This is a genomic window from Acidiphilium cryptum JF-5 (genome assembly GCF_000016725.1).
In the GTDB taxonomy this organism is placed as follows: Bacteria; Pseudomonadota; Alphaproteobacteria; order Acetobacterales; family Acetobacteraceae; genus Acidiphilium; species Acidiphilium multivorum.
The window spans coordinates 42707-57626 of the sequence record NC_009469.1 but is presented as its reverse complement, the minus strand read 5'-3'; the positions used below and the strand labels follow the sequence as shown (position 1 = coordinate 57626).

Sequence of the window (14920 nt, the reverse complement as noted above, 5' to 3'; positions counted from 1 at the left end):
GAGCCCTTCATTATTTGAACCAGTTGGCTGGGTTCACGATCCCGGAAATATTGAAGTCCACACCGCCGCCAATATAGGCGGCGATGCCGGGAAGCATGATCGTGATGAAGGCCGTGATGGCGGTATAGGCGGCGATTTCGCCGAGGATGATGATTTCGGTTTGCACCGGGTCGGCGGTGAACGTGGTCGAGACCTTGGTGTTCAGAAAATCAGTCATGCCGCCGGTGAACAGCGATAGAAGCGCCGTTATCAGGAGCAACAGGATCGCCAGGCCGATCAGCTTGCCGAGCCAGCGTTCCGGGATGCCCTTTGTGGCTTCAAAGAGATATCCGATCAGCAGGAATGGCCCGATGGCGACGAGAAGGCCCGTCAGTGTTGTCGAGATGAGATACACCGCGAACACGAGGGCAAGGGCGATAAAAAAGACGACAAGAACCAGCTCGATTTCGATGCCAAGCACGTATGGTTCGAGCACGCAGGTCGCGCAGTTTGCCTTTTTGTAGATAATTTGTCCGGCAACCCAAAAATTATTGAAGGTCTGATCAAGGCTTTGTGGGATGTTGCTCGTATTCCCAGATGAAAAGGTGCTGGCGACAAAGCTCGGCAGCGACTTCATGAAAAGAGTCTGGACGTAGGAATCATAAAGCGACGTTGAAGCAATAATGCCCACCACGATCGCCATCGTTGATACCTTTGAGATGCCGTAACGTATATCCAGGCTGCCGGTCATCATGAGGTATCCGAGGATGATGACCCAGATGACCAGGGCAGCGGAAAGAGGCGGTAATGCCGCCGACAACGCGGAGCCAACATCGCTATTCAGCGATTGCAGGAACCCGGTGCTGTACTGGTTATACATAAACTCAAAGATATTGATGGTCGTGTTGGGGACGCTCATTATTTTGAGGTCTTTTCAGCGAGATAAGGCTTGCAAGCTGGAACGGCGTTGTTGCCCGCCGCCAAACAACTGGCCCTGATACTGGCGTCGATTTGAGAGTTCGTCTCACGACCACTATTCGGCAGTGGGACGAGTCTGTTTTGCACCGCTGGCGGTGCAATGACGTACACGTAGTAAGCCCCGCCACCTGCGATCACGCCGGCACCAATCAGGGCGTAGATGATGAGTTTCATTGTCCCTGACATGCCGAAGGCTCCCCGCCGAGAGTTTGGGCATCGCCGCACAGCGTTGAGAGCGTTTGTTCGCCGCCCTGTGCGTTTTCTTGTGCGGCTGCTTCCTGGCCTGCGCGGTTCTCCTCGAACGCCAATAGTTGCAGGTTTTGCGCCTGGGCCTGTTGGGCCTGGACATAGTTCTGTTCAGCGGAGAGGCGGGCCTGGATTGAGGCGACCTGCTGAATCGTCGTGGCACTGTTCAGCTGGCTCTGAATCTGCGGCAGCTCTTGCTCGCGGGCTTCCAGCGATTGCAGATTTTGCGTGGCGATCGCCTCGAAATTCGCGGTCTCATTCGCGCCCTGTTGGATCTGCTTTGAACCGAAATCCGAGCCGGCCGGGATATAGACCTTGTTCATATTGTAATATTGTTGCGCGAGCGAGCCGACATTGCCGCTCAGCGAGGAGGGCGGACTGATCCCGTCGAGCATGTTTGGCAAGATGCTGGTGTTGGGCACCGTGTCCTGCATGGCCGATTGATCGAGCTGTTGCGCCCATTGGTTCGGATTCACGTTCTGCGAGAGTGCGTTATAGGTCGATTTCAGCTCATTATATTGGCTGACGAGTTCAGAATATTGCTGCTTGGCTTCATTTAGCTGGTTGACAATTTGCGCCAATGAGGCGCTATCGATCACCGGGACTTGCGCCAAGGTGGGTGAAGCAAAGCCGAGGATGGCGATCGCGCTGGCGATTCCGAGCCGGCGAGAGGGCTTGAGCATTTGGTCCTCCTATTCAACTTCCTCGTGGAACCGCGCCATGAACGCCGGCAGCCAGGCCGCCGGATCGTCGCCGTGGGTGGCGCGTAGCTGTTCGACAAACCCAACCGAGGATTTGCGGCTCGACAGGATCGCGACGAACTCAGGCAGTGCGGACAGGTCGAAATCGATGATCGCGGAGCCGCCATGCCGCTTGATGAGCAGTTGCCGTGAGTTGGGCAGCATGTCCTCGGCGATGGCGCGGAACTCGCCGGCGGTGAAGTTGAGCCGTTTGCGGTAGAGATGTTCTTCCGCGCCAGGCGTTGGGCAGAACACGAGCGTTTGGCACTGGCGCAAGATGCTATCGCCCTGCGGTGAATCGAGCACCGGCGCGGGCTCCTGCGTCGCCAGAAGCACCACGGCGTTGCTCTTGCGGACGGTGAGCATGAAATCCGCCCAGATTTTGGCGAACAGCGGATTGAGCAGATAGAAATTGAACTCGTCACAGGACAACACAAAGCGGCGGCCATCGAGCGCCTGGCTGATGCGATAGAGCAGGTAATTCGCGGCCGGAGCACAGACGGTCCCATTGTCGAGGATGGCCGTCAGATCAAACCCGACCGTGGTTGCCTCAAGCGACACGTCATCACGTTCGCCATCAAAGGCCCAGCCGAGCGACCCGCCCTTGCACCAGCGTTCGAGGCGCGCGCCTGCCCCCATCGGATTGCGCCAGTCGAGGAACTGACGCAGCCCGGCCAGCGAGCGCATGTCCGGGGCCAGGCGCAGCAGGGCTTGAACGCCTCGGGTCAGGCGAGCGTCATCCTCGGGCGGGAGCGGGCCGTGCCCGTCTTGCTGGATCAGGGCGGTGAGCCACTGAACCAGGAAGGCGACCGATTCAGGGGTGTTGTCGAGCGCCTTGAGGGGCGCCAGGCCGCTATCCCGCCCTGCCCTCACCACCAGATAGCGGCCGCCGACAGCACGGCACAGCAACTCGCCGCCCCGGTCCTTGTCGAAGAACACCACCGCGCCGTTGCGCGCCGCGAAATATTGCGGGAACAGCGCCAGCAGGAACAGCATGAACGTGGTTTTGCCCTGGCCGATCTTACCGAAGATCGCCGTCATGCCGACATCCTCGACATGGGGCACGTAATCATAGGCCGTGCCCGCCGTGGTGCGGAAGCGCGCCATGGCCGGCCCCCACTTGCCGGCACGTTGGCCGCGCGGAAAAGCCTCGAAGCCAGAGAAGGCCGCGAAATTCCGTGTGGTGATGGTCCCCGGCCGGGTGCGCCATTTTCTGTTGCCCGGTAGTTGCGCGAAATAGGCCGCTTCCAGCCCGGCACTCTCTTGCGCGACGACGCCGCCACTATTGGCGATCACCGTGCGGGTTAAGCCGGACAGCCGATCCAGCTCCTCGATCGTGTCCGCATAGACCGTCAGCGAGAAGTGGTGCTCGCCCATGGCGATCTTGCCGGAGGCGAGGTGATCCTGTGCGTCCGCAAGGTCGCTGATCTGCGACCTGGCTTTGTCATTCGCGGCCGTCATCTGGGCGGCTTTCAGGCCAAGCCGCTTTTCAGAGGTATGCCGTGCGTGAAAGTCGAAAGTATGGACCATCACCACCGGGCACGGCAGGGAAAAGACCCCATCATACATGCCGGCATAGGTCTCAGACGGATATTCGCGATAACCGAATATCGCGCCGAACCGAGACACTCCCGGCCCGCGCAGTTCAAAGACGCGGCGGCCGAAGATCGCGCGATCGGTGTAGAGGGCGGCACCGAGCGGGCCGCTGACCAGGGGCACCGGCGCCGCCGTGCCCGTCAGGATCAGGCGCAGCGCCTCGGCGATTTCGCTGAAATAGAACTGGCCATTGGCGGCTGGCCGCAGGCCCAGCCGGCGAACATCATAGGGGGCAAGGGTTTGGCTGATGGTTTGCCAAACCTCCTCTAGCTGGCGGATGCCCTCGGCGGTCGCGTGCGGCTTCTGGCGTTCCCGTTTGCCACCGAATAGGGAGGCCGTGGCGCCGCCCGCCTTGCCGCCCAGCGGATTGCGGGGGGAGACAATCACCGTCAGATACCAGGTGTTTTGATAGAGGCGCCCAGCAAGGACGCGCTCGCGATAGGCGCGATCGAGCGAAGCCGCGAACTCATTGGGCATAACCGCATGTGCGAGTTGCCCCGCCCCAGGTCCGCGGACAAAGGCCGAGTGCAGTGTCACATTGTCATCTGCGACGTTCTTGCAGAGCGCATTGACCGTGACCAGGCTCGCGGCGCGATCTGCATCGGCTGCCAGCTCATAGGGAGCGCCGGGGATTTCAGCCATGGCAAGAACGCTGCCGTCATCCATGAGCAGGATGTCCGGCCGAACATGTCCGAGATACGGCAAATAGCGTTCAGCGCTGCGTTCCGCCCTGATTCGATTAACCGGCATCGCGCATCCCCCTGCCCTGCTGGACCTTCATCGGGAACGGCGCGGGGGACGCCCCGCCCCAAGCCTGATTTTCACCGGCGCCGGTGGCCTTGGTGCGGAACCACAGCCAGGCCACACGGGGAGCGTTGTAGTCGTATCGAACGAGACAGCGCGCCCCGAACCAGAGCGGCAGCACCAGCGTCAGATAAAAGGGGTTGTGTCCAAAGATGACGATCATGGCGGCGATCATGATGATCACCACGGCCATCTCGATCGGCAGCCCGAGAAACAGCGCGGGCCTTGTCGCGGCGACAAATAGCGGATCGCGCTGCCGCTCGGTCATGGCTCAGCCGCCGCCCACGAAGGTTGTCACGAGGTAGGAGCTGCCAAACACCAGCACCAGGCCGGCCGCGAGCCAGCCGATCGCATGGAAGCCCATGCGGCCGGTCCAGCACATGAAGCCGACTGCGGCCACGGCGAGCACGGCAACCCCCTCGCCGAATGGGCCGAGGATGAATGTCGCGATGTTGTCGATGATGGTTGTCGGGCTGGTGCCGCCAGAAACGACCTGCGCATGGGCCACGGCGGGCAGGAGGAAGCCGACCGTCACAAGGACGGCTGGCTGGATCCATGCCCCTCGATCTATTTTTGAAACCGTCCCAGCCGCGAAATTTGCCACGCGATCGCGCAGCTTAGTGAGCCTTTGTTTCACCGCGAGTTTCCTGTTTTGAGGGTTGAGCGAGGCCGCTGGGGCCAGAAGCGCGGGACGCTTGGAGCGTCACCGCATGCGCCGACGCGAAGCCAGCCGGACCGATCGAGTTCGGGAACACATCCCAGGCAGGCGGGTGCGGAGAAGAGGAGGCTGATGACGGGCTGGCCTTGGGGGCTTGCACGCTATCGGCGGGGTCGATTTCGGGCACAACATATTTGGCGGTTGAAACCACGCGGCTGACGTAGCCGTTCTGGAACCCCTGCCAGGCTGATCCCGTGTTGTAGCGTGATAGCGCAGCTAGGAGCGCCGCCTGGCGGCCCTGCCCGTCCGGCCGCTTGTAGTCCTGCGTCAGTAGCTTGCCGCCCGCCCGTACCGATGCACAGGCATCAAAGGCCGTGGTGACAGTCAGGCCCAAGCGGGGGAGGTTCGCGCTATCGATCTGCATGAGGCCGAGATCAACTGAATGCCCGTCAGCAATCAGCCGTCTGGCTACGGCTATCGCGCTACGCACATCCGATGGCCGCATGCTCTGGCGCGTGGTGTTGTCCTGAATCGCCAAAGTGTTGAACCCCGACTCGGTGCTGGCAACCGCCGCCAGCGTGCCCGGTGCGACCTCGGGGGCGCAGCGATTCGCGAGAGCGAGGAAATGGGCCGGGGTGATCAGCATTTCCCGTCCTTCCGGCTCGATCTGGCTACCATGCTGTAATTTTTCATAAATTGTATATTGCCAAACCGACCTATATTAGTCAATTAATCATATTAAATATCACATAAAGGATATGTTTTTGCAGGAATCGGCGCGGCATACTTACAATCGGCGTATGGGACGTCGGAAAATGGATGCGCGGGCGATCAACGTTTTGCTGCCAACGGTCGCGTTGGCGGCTATCTCGGACCTGCTCCGAGAGCGAGAAGATCGATCGGAGTTTTTGCGGGAAGCAGTCGAGCTTGAGATCGCGATCCGTTCGTTGGACGTATATCCCGAACTTCTCGGGTATCTGACGGCGAATGAATCTCTGGCTGAGTTCTGCGCGCGGGCAGTTCGTCAAGCTGCCCAGCGGCGTATCAAAATGCTTAAGGAGAACATCGCAGAGGATGAACTCGAATCTCCTAGCCAGGTGTCCGGGCCTAGCGGGACGTCGAGATAGACATGGGCTTAAACATGAGGACGCAATTACATCCTCGTCATGTTTCTTGTTGGATTTTCCCCCGCCTTTGCCGCGCAGCGCAAAATGGCCGGGATGATAATTCATTCGTCTTTAGATCGTCGCCGTCCTTTAGCGGGAGCCGTAAGCTGCTTGCTCGGATGTGTTTGCGAAGACTCAGATCGTATGTTTTTATAGCTCAATGCAAATTCGGGTTGCAACAGTTCATGGAGATGCACGTTAAAGAGAGCGGCGATCGAGGACATGCGATCAATGGAAACGTTGATCTTTCCATGCTCAACCTTACCGATATAGGCGCGATCCGCCTCGATGAGATGCGCCATGTCGGTCAGCGAAAGACCGAGCGCATTTCGGCCGGCTCTCACATTGTCCCCGAATACGGATCGCTCAGGGGCTTTCAACAAGCGGCCATCGATGGCCGACAGTTCGCCAGTTCTCCTTTTAGGGCTCTGTATCGGCATCTTTGCCGACTCCTCCAGCTTGCCCATGCACATCCGATCCTTATGCCTGACATCTGCTGTTCGCATCGGTTTTCCCGATTCGCGCACATGACTCGACCAATGTCCTGCGATTCAAAACAGTGGGTAAACTTGTCTCATCGCATAGGACGCTTCCTCGAAACCCAAGCTTACCGCGTGATGACGTTGCTCTATTCAAGCACGGCAGCCATCATCGCAGGTGCCCGGATTAGCCAGCGCGAGTCGCGGGCTATGCTTTTCTTTGACACAGGAGGAATGACCGCGAAACACACCTAGAAAAGCAAAATCCCGCCCACAAGGGACGGGATCTGCAAACGACATAGGTTTTTGGCTGTAACCGTGTCCGACAGCGGCAAACTGTGGTCACGAAATCGAATAACGCTCAGCCAAAATGCCTCAGAGCCCTCAAAAATGCAAGCCCTAGCTTGCAAGGGGGAGTCGCGTGCCGGTTTCAGCCCCTACCGGGCGGGTTTCACCCATACCCGTAGGAGTTTCCATGCAACTGCCCCACCAGGCGGAGCGGGGGCACGTGCCCCCTTCCCTTCCCGCACGTCCAACCGGCTTGCGCCGTTTAACCCCTGCTATGCTGCCCACCGGCCGCCTTGCCGATGAGTTTGCCGGGGGTGATGTCACCCCCGGTCAGGCGCTGGCTGCGTTCAAAGCAGCAGCTCCGTTCCTCGGCATCGGGCCACGCGCGGCGCAGGCGATCGATTGGCTTTTCAGGTTCACACAGCCCCAGGATTGGCAACCTGGAGCGCGGCCCATTGTTTGGCCGAGCGCGGCCATGATGGCGGCTGAACTGGGGATCACGGAGACCCAGACAAAACGCCTCAACCGCCATCTGGCCGAGCTGGGGGTTGTCACCATGCGAGATAGCCCCAACGGCAAACGCTACGGCCATAGAGATCGGTCTGGCCGGATTATCGAGGCGTATGGCTTTGACCTCTCCCCTATCGCACAGCGTATCGAGGAGTTTCGCGCTTTGGCAGAAGCCGGCCGCGAGGAACGCGCTGCTGTAGCCAAGTTGCGCCGGCGCGCTTCGATCGCCCGTGCGAGCTTGCGGCAGACGTGGGAGACATTTCGGGAGCAGGAAATTGATCTGCCCGCGCCCCTTAGAACGGCCGCTCAGGCCGCAAGCCGTGGGCTCAAAGCTTTGGATAGCAGCCAGAGGCTCAAGCCTGCCGTGGAGGCTCTGGAAGCGATCGCGGTTGATGCGCGCCGGGCGCTAGAGATGGCGCTTGCTGGCGCTTCTCGGGAGCAAACAAGCATTTCTGAATCTGTGGAAATGTGCCCCAAGGGGCACGCTGATGTGCCCCACATTACAACTACAAACCAAATCCTTTATCCTAATAAGGATACAGTAATCGCATTGAAGGAATGTAGTCGCGGCGACCTGCCGGGTAGAACGGCACAGACGAAGCCGCCAGCTAGGCAGGAAAGGCAGGAAAGGCAGGATCGGGGTTCCTCACTGAAATTGACCCCGGACGAGTTGGTTCGTTTGGCCCCCCGATTGGTGCCTTATCTACGACACCCCTCCCCTTCTTGGCCGGAAATCGTGGATGCCGCTGATTGGCTCCGGCATGACCTCGGCGTGTCTAAACCGCTTTGGGGCGAGGCATGCCTGGCAATGGGGCGAGAACAAGCCGCAATCGCTCTCGCCTTGGTTTCTGCCAAGCCGCCGGGCCATTTCCGGTCGAGCCCCGGCGGATATTTTCATGGAATGGTCGAGCGGGCGCGTGACGGTGGCTTGCATTTAGACCGTACGATCTGGGGGCTACGTGGTGCCAGCGCCCATAAAAAATAGGCTTTTCCGTCATGTTTCATGAAAATATAGTGACATGTTTACATGTAAGCGTGATGGCGTTTTGGCGTTCTGCGAGCGTCTGTCGCCTCACGCCGCTTCCAGCACCCTCAACTCAACATGCAAACCGGCTGCGACCGCCATGTTGACCAAGGTATCCAGGCCAAAGAGGTTTATCTTGCCGCGCAGCAGATCGGAAATGCGAGGTTGCGTGACGCCGAAAAGCTTGGCCGCTTGGCTCTGGCTCAAGCCTTCGCGGGTGATCCGCTCTTTCAACGCCATGATCAGCGCTGAACGAAGCTTCATATTTTCGGCTTCGGCCGGTGTGTCCTCGATCGCGTCCCATACGCTTGTAAATCGTTCGTTGCTCATGAGCTTAGCTCCTTCACTAGATCCCGGTATCGCTTTGTTGCCAATTCCAAGTCCGGTTTACTGGTTGCCTGGGTCTTCTTCTGAAAGCAGTGCAGGACATAAATTGTGTCTGCGAACTTTGTGACATAAATCACACGGAATGCTCCTGCCTCATCCCGAATCCTAATTTCGCGCACACCTTGCCCGATCGTTCGCATCGGCTTCCAATCGTCAGGATCATGACCTTGTTGGACCTGGTCCAGTTGGTGGCCGGCTTCACGGCGGGCGGATATCGGAAAGTCCCTTAGATCATCGAGGGCACCGCCCCTGAATTCGATTAGCTTTGAACGCTCAGGCATAGGAGGTTTATACAAAAAATTGTATATATCTGCAATAGGCTCGATAGCAGCGTTTAACCCGTCGCCTAATCATTATACATGCCTACATGTAATCATGGAATAATAGTTCCATGACACCATGAAACCATGCTTGCATAATCAGCGATAGCGTGGGAATAATGAAATGCGAACATGCTTAGTTGTCAGCATGAAAGCAGGGTTTCATGAAGGGATGTAAACATGCTTGCAGTTGCTTTCTGCACCCAGAAGGGCGGGACCGGAAAGACGACGATTGCTACCGCCCTTGCGGTCGCGGCGCATCGCGCCGGAAAGAAATCCGCCTTGCTGGACCTCGATCCGCAAACCAACGCAGTAGATTGGTTTGACCGGCGCCAGGGTGACGGGCCGGATGTGGCCTCGATCCAGCCTGGTGCAATCCGCCGCTCGCTTGATGCTTACCGCAAACTCGGGATGGAGTGGGTCTTTATTGACACCCCCGGCAAAATGGATAGCGCCTCAACAGAGGCTGCTAAGCATGCCGATCTCGTGTTGATTCCGACCCAGGCCCAGATCTTCGCGATCGATACTTTGGAACCGCTGAAACGGCTGCTTGTGATGGCGGGCAATCCGCCGGCTTTTGTGGTGCTCAACCAAGTGCATCCCAACGCGGCAGGGCGTGCAGGAGAAGATGCCGCCGCCATCGCCGAGCGGTTCAAGGTGCCCGTTGCCCCAATCCATATGTCGCGGTTGAAAGCTTACGAAGATGCTCCAGCCTTGGGGCAATCCCCCCAGGAATACGAGCCGAAGGGCAGGGCGGCCCGCGAAATCGCAGAGCTTTTCGCGTTCTTAACTGAACAAGGAAGCATGATTACAGGTAAGCATGAAAGCATGAAATTATGAGCCGGAAGCCTTCTCTCCTTGCATCAGCGCTTAAATCAAGCGAGCCGGAAACCTTACCGGCACCCCGCCAGCCCTCGGCGGAGCCAAAGGCCGCGGTTGTTTCACCTCCCCTACCGCAGAAGGTAGAGCCGCAAGGCGGTTCCTATGTGCCACCGTCCAGGGCAAACAAGACCGCCAAGACGCATCATCTCCCACCCGCCTATTGGGAGACGTTGGAAGAAATCAGCTTCCGCACCCGTGACGAGAAGGGCAAGCGGGTGCCGCAAGAGCGTTTGGTGGCGGAAGCGTTGAATCTGCTTTTCGTGAAATACAATTACCCGCAGGTACGCGATGAATAATGCAATTATGAAAACACGTCATCATGTAAACATGTAATTATGATTGTCTTGCTGGTCGAGTTGGTGAGTGGCATGGTGGCGACCGGCGCGGCAGCTGCCGCGATCATCACGCGTCCTACCGACCAGGCCACAGAGACCCATGCACAGCGCGCCGGCGCGGCCGGCGAAAAGCGCGTCGCGCGTGCGTTGGAGAGGGCAGGGGTGCCTGCGATCCACGATATCACCTTGCAAGATCGGCGCGGGACGCATCAGATCGATCATGTCGCGGCGGCCGGCGACTGCCTCTATTGCCTCGAAACAAAGACTTGGCGCGGGGAGTTGATGGGGCACGCCCATGCCCAGCAATGGACCCTGAAAAAGCCGGATGGCGCCGCGCAGAGGGTCTATAACCCGCTTCTGCAGAACGAGACCCATCGCGACGTGATCCGCCGGGTGACGCAAGTGCCCGTCCGCCCATTGGTAATCCTGGCGGGACATGTGCAGCTTGCCGGCGAGCCAGTGCCGGGCATGATTTCGCTCACGAGTGCGATCATGGAGATGACGAGGGCAGGGGCCGCCTCTGGCCGCGCTCTGGCGGCCTTGGAGGCCCTGGAAAGGTTCCGGGGGCAATCGCGGCAGGCTGTCCTGTCTGCCGCGCACAGGCGGCGCATGAGGCGGCACAAGCCTGCCTGCACACGTCAGCTTTGGATTTTGGCCGTAGGGGCGGCCCTCGTGTTCTTTGTGTTGGCGGGCGAGCAGGCGATTTTGTGGTGAATGTCCTTGTGTCAGTGCAGATATTCATATATCTAAAATTAAATATTTGAATATCTTGAGGCGCCCATGCCCCTTTATATCCGCGATAATGCGACCGCCGAGCTTGTCGCCAAACTGGCGAAAGAGCGGGGTTTAACCAAACAGGATGCCGTGCGGCTTGCGGTGCAGGCCGAGCTTGACCGAACCCGCGAAGCCAAGCCCTTGCGCGAGCGCCTGCGTGAGTGGCGCGAAGCCAATCCGCTGCCGCCGCCCACAGGGTTGAAGGCAGACAAGGCATTTTTCGATGATCTGTCGGGGGAGGGGGAATGATCTTCATCGATGCCTCGGCCCTGATCGCGATGATCGCCGGCGAGGAGGATGCCGACATGCTGGCGGATCTTCTGGCCCAGGAACGCACCCGTCTCGTCTCGCCGGTTGCCATGTGGGAGGCGACGGCCGGGCTCTGCCGCAGCTTCGGCCTTTCGATGGACGGCGCCCGGCAAAAGGTGAAGAGCTTTATGAGCGCACTCGGGATCGAGGTCATTTCTCTTGGCGAGCGAGAGTATGATCTGGCGATCCAGGCTTATGCCGATTTCGGGAAGGGGCGGCATCCGGCCGCCTTGAATATGGGCGATTGCTTTGCCTATGGCGCTGCCAAATCTTATCGGGCGGCGCTGCTGTTCAAAGGTGATGATTTTTCCAAGACAGACATCCGCAGAGCCGAGATGAACCTTTGAGGTTCCTTGAACTTCGCTGCGCTTCTTCTTAACCTCTACTTCCGGTCGTAAAGAGGCGCCGCGGGATGGACCGGCTGGTCAGCAAAATTTCGGAATCCGAGATGATGCAGCGCTGGCGCGCGATCGAGCAGGCCCGTGCAGCGAATAGCCGCCTGTAGCGCGACAATCAGGATGAGAAGCGCGGCGATCAGGATGAGAAAGTGATCGCGACCTCGGAACGTTAATCGGATTGGTTTGATGCTGGCAAGCGTGTTTCGGCGACTTGATTGTCGTGGAGCGACAATCTGATGTTTTCGTTGATTGTCGCGCGTGTGGGTGGGCGTCCTGGTCCGGCTCGTCGTTGGATGGCGGTTTTGCGGCGATAGCTTTCGACGTTCATCTCGAAGATGGTTGCGTGGTGGACGAGGCGGTCGACGGCGGCGAGTGTCATGGCGGGATCTGGGAAGACCTTTCCCCACTCGCCGAAGGGCTGGTTGGCGGTGATCATCAGGGAGCGGCGCTCGTAGCGTGCGCTGATGAGTTCGAAGAGAACCGAGGTTTCGGCCTGATCCTTGGTGACGTAAGCGAGGTCGTCGAGGATCAGCAGGTGGAATTTGTCGAGCTTGGCGATGGTGGCCTCGAGTGCGAGTTCACGACGTGCGATCTGGAGCTTCTGGACGAGGTCGGAGGTGCGGGTGAACAGCACGCGCCAGCCATTCTCGACGAGGGCGAGGCCGATGGCTGCGGCGAGATGGGACTTTCCTCCGCCGGGTGGGCCGAAGGCGAGGAGATTGGCGCCGGTCTCGAGCCATCCGTCGCCGGAGCAGAGGGCGAGGATCTGGGCCTTGGAGATCATCGGCACGGCCTCGAAGGCGAAGGTGGCGATGGTCTTTCCGGGCGGCAGCCTGGCTTCGAGGAGGTGGCGCTCGATGCGCCTGCGGTCGCGCTCGGCGACCTCGTGCTCGGCGAGCGTGGCGAGGAGGCGTGCGGCGGGCCATGCTTCCTTGTCGGCGCGGGCGGCGAAGTCGGACCAGACCTGCTTGATGGCGGGGAGCCTGAGCTCGTTGAGCAGCAGGGTAAGGCGCTGGGCGTCGACGGTGCGTGCGGTCTCGCTCATGCGGCGGCTCCCTGGAGCAGGATGTCATAGCTGGCGAGCGGCATGGTCGGGATGGTGAGTGCGGGCAGGCTGGCGGGATCGGGTGCGAAGCGCTGGCGGATGGCCTTGAGGTCGGGCTGACGGCCGGCTTTGATATCGGCGGCGAGGACGCTGGCGAGTTCAGCCTCGCAGGCGCGCTCATGGGCGATGGCGAGGAGTTCGACCATGATCCTGCACGCGTCCCTGGGCGGTGTCTGCTCGAGCAGATGCTCGAAGGTCCGGCGATAGGCATCGCGCGGGAAGAGCTGGTGGCGATAGACGAGGTTGAGCAGCGCCATCGGCTTGCGGCGCAGGCTGTGGATGACGTGGCGGTAGTCGACGACGTGGCCGTGCCTGCCATCCGGTTGTGGCCGGCCGCGGGGGAGTGTCATCAGCGGGGTGGCGGCGAGGAACAGCTCGAGCCGGTTGTCATAGAGGCGGGCGCGGAGCCGCTGGCCGATCAGGCGGGAGGGGACGGTGTAGAAGACCTTCCTGAGGGTGAAGCCGCCGGAGGAGGTGACGGTGACGACGGTCTCCTCGTAATCGGCGGTGCGCTGATCGGGGAGTTTCTGCAGGGCGGCGCGCTCGGCGTCGATGCGCTCGGCGTGGTGCCGGTTCTGGCGGCCGACGATCTCGGCGATGAAGCGACGGTAGGCTTCGAGATCGACGAAGACTGTGCTGCCACGCAGGAGAAGGGCGTCGCGGACCGCGCGCTTGAGATGGCCGTGGGGGCTTTCGATGGCGCCGTTCTCATGAGCGACACCGCGATTGTTGCGCGACGGGGTCATGCCGTAATGGGCGCAGAGCGCGTCATATCGGCGGGTCAGGTCGGCGACGTTCTCGGCGGTGAGGTTGCGGAAGGCGGCGGAGAGGCTGTCGCTGCGATGTTCGCGCGGGGCGCCGCCCAGAAGCCAGAGGGCGTTCTGCAGCCCCTCGGCGAGAGCGACGTAGCTCTCGCCGCCCAGGATGACATGGGCGTGCTCGAAGCCGGACCAGACCAGGCGGAAGTGATAGAGCCGGTGGTTGAGCGGGGCGCCGGCGACGATGATGCCGAGCTCGTTCATATCGGTGAAGTCGGACAGGCCCATCGCGCCTGGCTCATGGGTCTGGCGAAAGATGACCTCCTGCTCCGGCCCGTGCAGCGCGCGCCAGGTGCGGATACGCCGCTCGAGCGTCCGCCGGACACCCGGGGCGAGATCGGGATGCCGCCGGCACATCTCCTCGAAGATCGCCACGGCCCTGAGGCCGGGCGCGGCTTCCAGCAGCGGCACCACCTCAGCGTCGAAGATCGTCGCCAGCGGATCCGGGCGGCGCCGGCCGCGCGGCGGCTTCGGCGATGACGGTAAGTGCCGCTCCTGCTCGAGCCGGTAGCCCGCGGCCGTGCTGAAGCCGGCCCTGGCGGCTGCCAGGGCAACGCCGTCTGTCTGTCGATATCTCATGAAAAGCCTCTTCTGGTGGTCGTTGATGTGGCGGCCGGGCACGAAGGTCTCCCCGTTGTGAGGGGGTATCCTCCGCGGCCCAGACGGCCGCGACCACGGCGGCGCCCTGGCAAGGACGCCGCCCGGCTGGGGAGGCACCGGCTCCGGGCTACGCCCTCCGCCGGTGCCTCTCCAGCCGCATTCTCATCCTGATTGACGCTGGATTCTCACGTTGATTGTCGCGCGATAGCCGCCAGGGTTATGTTCATCACCCGGAGCTTGAGGCCGTGAATGAGCGGTGTATTCGGGGGGAGATCGACATGGCGGGCCTGGATCGCCGGATGATCGCCGCGATCCGGGGCAAGCGCTAATGCCCCCGGTTCGGTTTGCGGGCATGGCAGAAGATCCCGAGCCGCACCGCAACACTGCTCCGACCATATCCTATGAGTCCGATCCGACCGATGGCTTGTGCAACAAGGTTGGCTTGCGCAGCCCTCCCGCGCGTGCCGGGGAAGGGTAGGGGGCCGAGGTAGGGCCGTCCGATTGCGCTGGACGATACAGAGCAC

General features: G+C 60.5%; 20 protein-coding genes. 7 read left to right on the top strand and 13 right to left on the bottom strand.

The annotated features are described in order from the left end of the window. Window positions 1-10: 10 nt before the first annotated feature. From ACRY_RS01930 to ACRY_RS18690, 9 genes are all read right to left on the bottom strand, one after another. Window positions 11-898, bottom strand: a complete 888-nt coding sequence (locus tag ACRY_RS01930) for a type IV secretion system protein (protein WP_011930791.1) — start codon at window positions 896-898, stop codon at window positions 11-13. Continuing rightward, on the bottom strand, window positions 898-1131 hold the full coding sequence (locus tag ACRY_RS18695; protein ID WP_081432843.1) for a hypothetical protein: 234 nt from the start codon (window positions 1129-1131) through the stop codon (window positions 898-900). The genes ACRY_RS01930 and ACRY_RS18695 overlap by 1 nt, the downstream gene beginning before the upstream one ends. After that, complete coding sequence (locus ACRY_RS01925) at window positions 1128-1886, bottom strand: type IV secretion system protein (protein WP_011930790.1); 759 nt, start codon at window positions 1884-1886, stop codon at window positions 1128-1130. The genes ACRY_RS18695 and ACRY_RS01925 overlap by 4 nt, the downstream gene beginning before the upstream one ends. Before the next feature lie 9 nt (window positions 1887-1895). Continuing rightward, complete coding sequence (locus ACRY_RS01920) at window positions 1896-4289, bottom strand: VirB4 family type IV secretion/conjugal transfer ATPase (RefSeq protein ID WP_011930789.1); 2394 nt, start codon at window positions 4287-4289, stop codon at window positions 1896-1898. Continuing rightward, the gene (locus ACRY_RS01915) at window positions 4279-4611 is read right to left on the bottom strand and encodes a type IV secretion system protein VirB3 (RefSeq protein WP_011930788.1); all 333 of its coding nucleotides are present in this window, start codon (window positions 4609-4611) and stop codon (window positions 4279-4281) included. The genes ACRY_RS01920 and ACRY_RS01915 overlap by 11 nt, the downstream gene beginning before the upstream one ends. A gap of 3 nt (window positions 4612-4614) precedes the next feature. Beyond that, window positions 4615-4980 (bottom strand): TrbC/VirB2 family protein, encoded by a 366-nt coding sequence (locus tag ACRY_RS01910; RefSeq protein WP_011930787.1) that lies wholly within the window; start codon window positions 4978-4980, stop codon window positions 4615-4617. Beyond that, on the bottom strand, window positions 4961-5647 hold the full coding sequence (locus tag ACRY_RS01905) for a lytic transglycosylase domain-containing protein (RefSeq protein ID WP_011930786.1): 687 nt from the start codon (window positions 5645-5647) through the stop codon (window positions 4961-4963). Before ACRY_RS01905 ends, ACRY_RS01910 begins: the two co-directional genes overlap by 20 nt. A gap of 79 nt (window positions 5648-5726) precedes the next feature. Beyond that, window positions 5727-6233 (bottom strand): hypothetical protein, encoded by a 507-nt coding sequence (locus ACRY_RS19500; RefSeq protein ID WP_155856323.1) that lies wholly within the window; start codon window positions 6231-6233, stop codon window positions 5727-5729. Continuing rightward, window positions 6230-6634 (bottom strand): helix-turn-helix domain-containing protein, encoded by a 405-nt coding sequence (locus tag ACRY_RS18690; protein WP_081432846.1) that lies wholly within the window; start codon window positions 6632-6634, stop codon window positions 6230-6232. The genes ACRY_RS19500 and ACRY_RS18690 overlap by 4 nt, the downstream gene beginning before the upstream one ends. 487 nt (window positions 6635-7121) lie before the next feature. Here ACRY_RS18690 and repC point away from each other — a divergent pair, with 487 nt between their 5' ends. After that, complete coding sequence (gene repC / locus ACRY_RS18685; RefSeq protein WP_155856322.1) at window positions 7122-8429, top strand: plasmid replication protein RepC; 1308 nt, start codon at window positions 7122-7124, stop codon at window positions 8427-8429. Window positions 8430-8516: 87 nt separating this feature from the next. Here repC and ACRY_RS01895 read toward each other — a convergent pair whose 3' ends face one another. Beyond that, window positions 8517-8798, bottom strand: a complete 282-nt coding sequence (locus ACRY_RS01895) for a helix-turn-helix domain-containing protein (RefSeq protein ID WP_007425099.1) — start codon at window positions 8796-8798, stop codon at window positions 8517-8519. Beyond that, window positions 8795-9136 carry a type II toxin-antitoxin system RelE/ParE family toxin gene (locus ACRY_RS18680; protein ID WP_011930783.1) on the bottom strand — a complete coding sequence of 114 codons (342 nt, stop codon included), beginning with the start codon at window positions 9134-9136 and terminating at the stop codon, window positions 8795-8797. The genes ACRY_RS01895 and ACRY_RS18680 overlap by 4 nt, the downstream gene beginning before the upstream one ends. Window positions 9137-9355: 219 nt before the next feature. On the opposite strand from ACRY_RS18680, the gene ACRY_RS01890 reads away from it, so the two are divergent. From ACRY_RS01890 to ACRY_RS01875, 5 genes are all read left to right on the top strand, one after another. Beyond that, entirely contained in the window at window positions 9356-10015 is a 660-nt protein-coding gene (locus tag ACRY_RS01890) for an AAA family ATPase (protein WP_011930782.1), read from the top strand. After that, complete coding sequence (locus ACRY_RS20060; RefSeq protein WP_011930781.1) at window positions 10012-10353, top strand: chromosome partitioning protein ParB; 342 nt, start codon at window positions 10012-10014, stop codon at window positions 10351-10353. Before ACRY_RS01890 ends, ACRY_RS20060 begins: the two co-directional genes overlap by 4 nt. 39 nt (window positions 10354-10392) lie before the next feature. Beyond that, a complete protein-coding gene (locus ACRY_RS01885; protein WP_155856321.1) occupies window positions 10393-11106 on the top strand; it encodes a nuclease-related domain-containing protein in 714 nt (237 codons plus the stop codon). Between the two features lie 66 nt (window positions 11107-11172). Beyond that, a complete protein-coding gene (locus tag ACRY_RS01880) occupies window positions 11173-11415 on the top strand; it encodes a type II toxin-antitoxin system VapB family antitoxin (RefSeq protein WP_011930779.1) in 243 nt (80 codons plus the stop codon). Then, window positions 11412-11822: a type II toxin-antitoxin system VapC family toxin gene (locus ACRY_RS01875; protein ID WP_011930441.1), complete on the top strand. Its 411-nt coding sequence runs from the start codon at window positions 11412-11414 to the stop codon at window positions 11820-11822. Before ACRY_RS01880 ends, ACRY_RS01875 begins: the two co-directional genes overlap by 4 nt. Window positions 11823-12042: 220 nt before the next feature. Here the strand turns inward: ACRY_RS01875 and istB are convergent, their stop codons facing one another. Then, window positions 12043-12918 carry an IS21-like element helper ATPase IstB gene (istB, locus tag ACRY_RS01870; protein WP_011930778.1) on the bottom strand — a complete coding sequence of 292 codons (876 nt, stop codon included), beginning with the start codon at window positions 12916-12918 and terminating at the stop codon, window positions 12043-12045. Continuing rightward, window positions 12915-14417, bottom strand: a complete 1503-nt coding sequence (gene istA, locus ACRY_RS01865; RefSeq protein ID WP_155856320.1) for an IS21 family transposase — start codon at window positions 14415-14417, stop codon at window positions 12915-12917. Before istA ends, istB begins: the two co-directional genes overlap by 4 nt. A 173-nt stretch (window positions 14418-14590) precedes the next feature. Between istA and ACRY_RS20315 the strand changes: the two genes are divergently transcribed. After that, the gene (locus ACRY_RS20315; protein ID WP_196796261.1) at window positions 14591-14725 is read left to right on the top strand and encodes a hypothetical protein; all 135 of its coding nucleotides are present in this window, start codon (window positions 14591-14593) and stop codon (window positions 14723-14725) included. The last annotated feature ends 195 nt before the right edge of the window (window positions 14726-14920 follow it).

Excerpts from the sequence above, each read along its gene's own strand:
- ACRY_RS01890 (WP_011930782.1), top strand. The coding sequence starts at position 9,356 with ATGCTTGCAGTTGCTTTCTGCACCCAGAAGGGCGGGACCGGAAAGACG.
- ACRY_RS18680 (WP_011930783.1), bottom strand. The coding sequence starts at position 9,136 with ATGCCTGAGCGTTCAAAGCTAATCGAATTCAGGGGCGGTGCCCTCGAT.
- ACRY_RS20060 (WP_011930781.1), top strand. The coding sequence starts at position 10,012 with ATGAGCCGGAAGCCTTCTCTCCTTGCATCAGCGCTTAAATCAAGCGAG.
- ACRY_RS01930 (WP_011930791.1), bottom strand. The coding sequence starts at position 898 with ATGAGCGTCCCCAACACGACCATCAATATCTTTGAGTTTATGTATAAC.
- ACRY_RS01905 (WP_011930786.1), bottom strand. The coding sequence starts at position 5,647 with ATGCTGATCACCCCGGCCCATTTCCTCGCTCTCGCGAATCGCTGCGCC.
- ACRY_RS18690 (WP_081432846.1), bottom strand. The coding sequence starts at position 6,634 with ATGGGCAAGCTGGAGGAGTCGGCAAAGATGCCGATACAGAGCCCTAAA.
- ACRY_RS01920 (WP_011930789.1), bottom strand. The coding sequence starts at position 4,289 with ATGCCGGTTAATCGAATCAGGGCGGAACGCAGCGCTGAACGCTATTTG.
- ACRY_RS01915 (WP_011930788.1), bottom strand. The coding sequence starts at position 4,611 with ATGACCGAGCGGCAGCGCGATCCGCTATTTGTCGCCGCGACAAGGCCC.
- repC (WP_155856322.1), top strand. The coding sequence starts at position 7,122 with ATGCAACTGCCCCACCAGGCGGAGCGGGGGCACGTGCCCCCTTCCCTT.
- ACRY_RS01895 (WP_007425099.1), bottom strand. The coding sequence starts at position 8,798 with ATGAGCAACGAACGATTTACAAGCGTATGGGACGCGATCGAGGACACA.
- ACRY_RS01925 (WP_011930790.1), bottom strand. The coding sequence starts at position 1,886 with ATGCTCAAGCCCTCTCGCCGGCTCGGAATCGCCAGCGCGATCGCCATC.
- ACRY_RS18695 (WP_081432843.1), bottom strand. The coding sequence starts at position 1,131 with ATGAAACTCATCATCTACGCCCTGATTGGTGCCGGCGTGATCGCAGGT.
- istB (WP_011930778.1), bottom strand. The coding sequence starts at position 12,918 with ATGAGCGAGACCGCACGCACCGTCGACGCCCAGCGCCTTACCCTGCTG.
- ACRY_RS19500 (WP_155856323.1), bottom strand. The coding sequence starts at position 6,233 with ATGAATTATCATCCCGGCCATTTTGCGCTGCGCGGCAAAGGCGGGGGA.
- ACRY_RS01885 (WP_155856321.1), top strand. The coding sequence starts at position 10,393 with ATGATTGTCTTGCTGGTCGAGTTGGTGAGTGGCATGGTGGCGACCGGC.
- ACRY_RS01880 (WP_011930779.1), top strand. The coding sequence starts at position 11,173 with ATGCCCCTTTATATCCGCGATAATGCGACCGCCGAGCTTGTCGCCAAA.
- ACRY_RS01875 (WP_011930441.1), top strand. The coding sequence starts at position 11,412 with ATGATCTTCATCGATGCCTCGGCCCTGATCGCGATGATCGCCGGCGAG.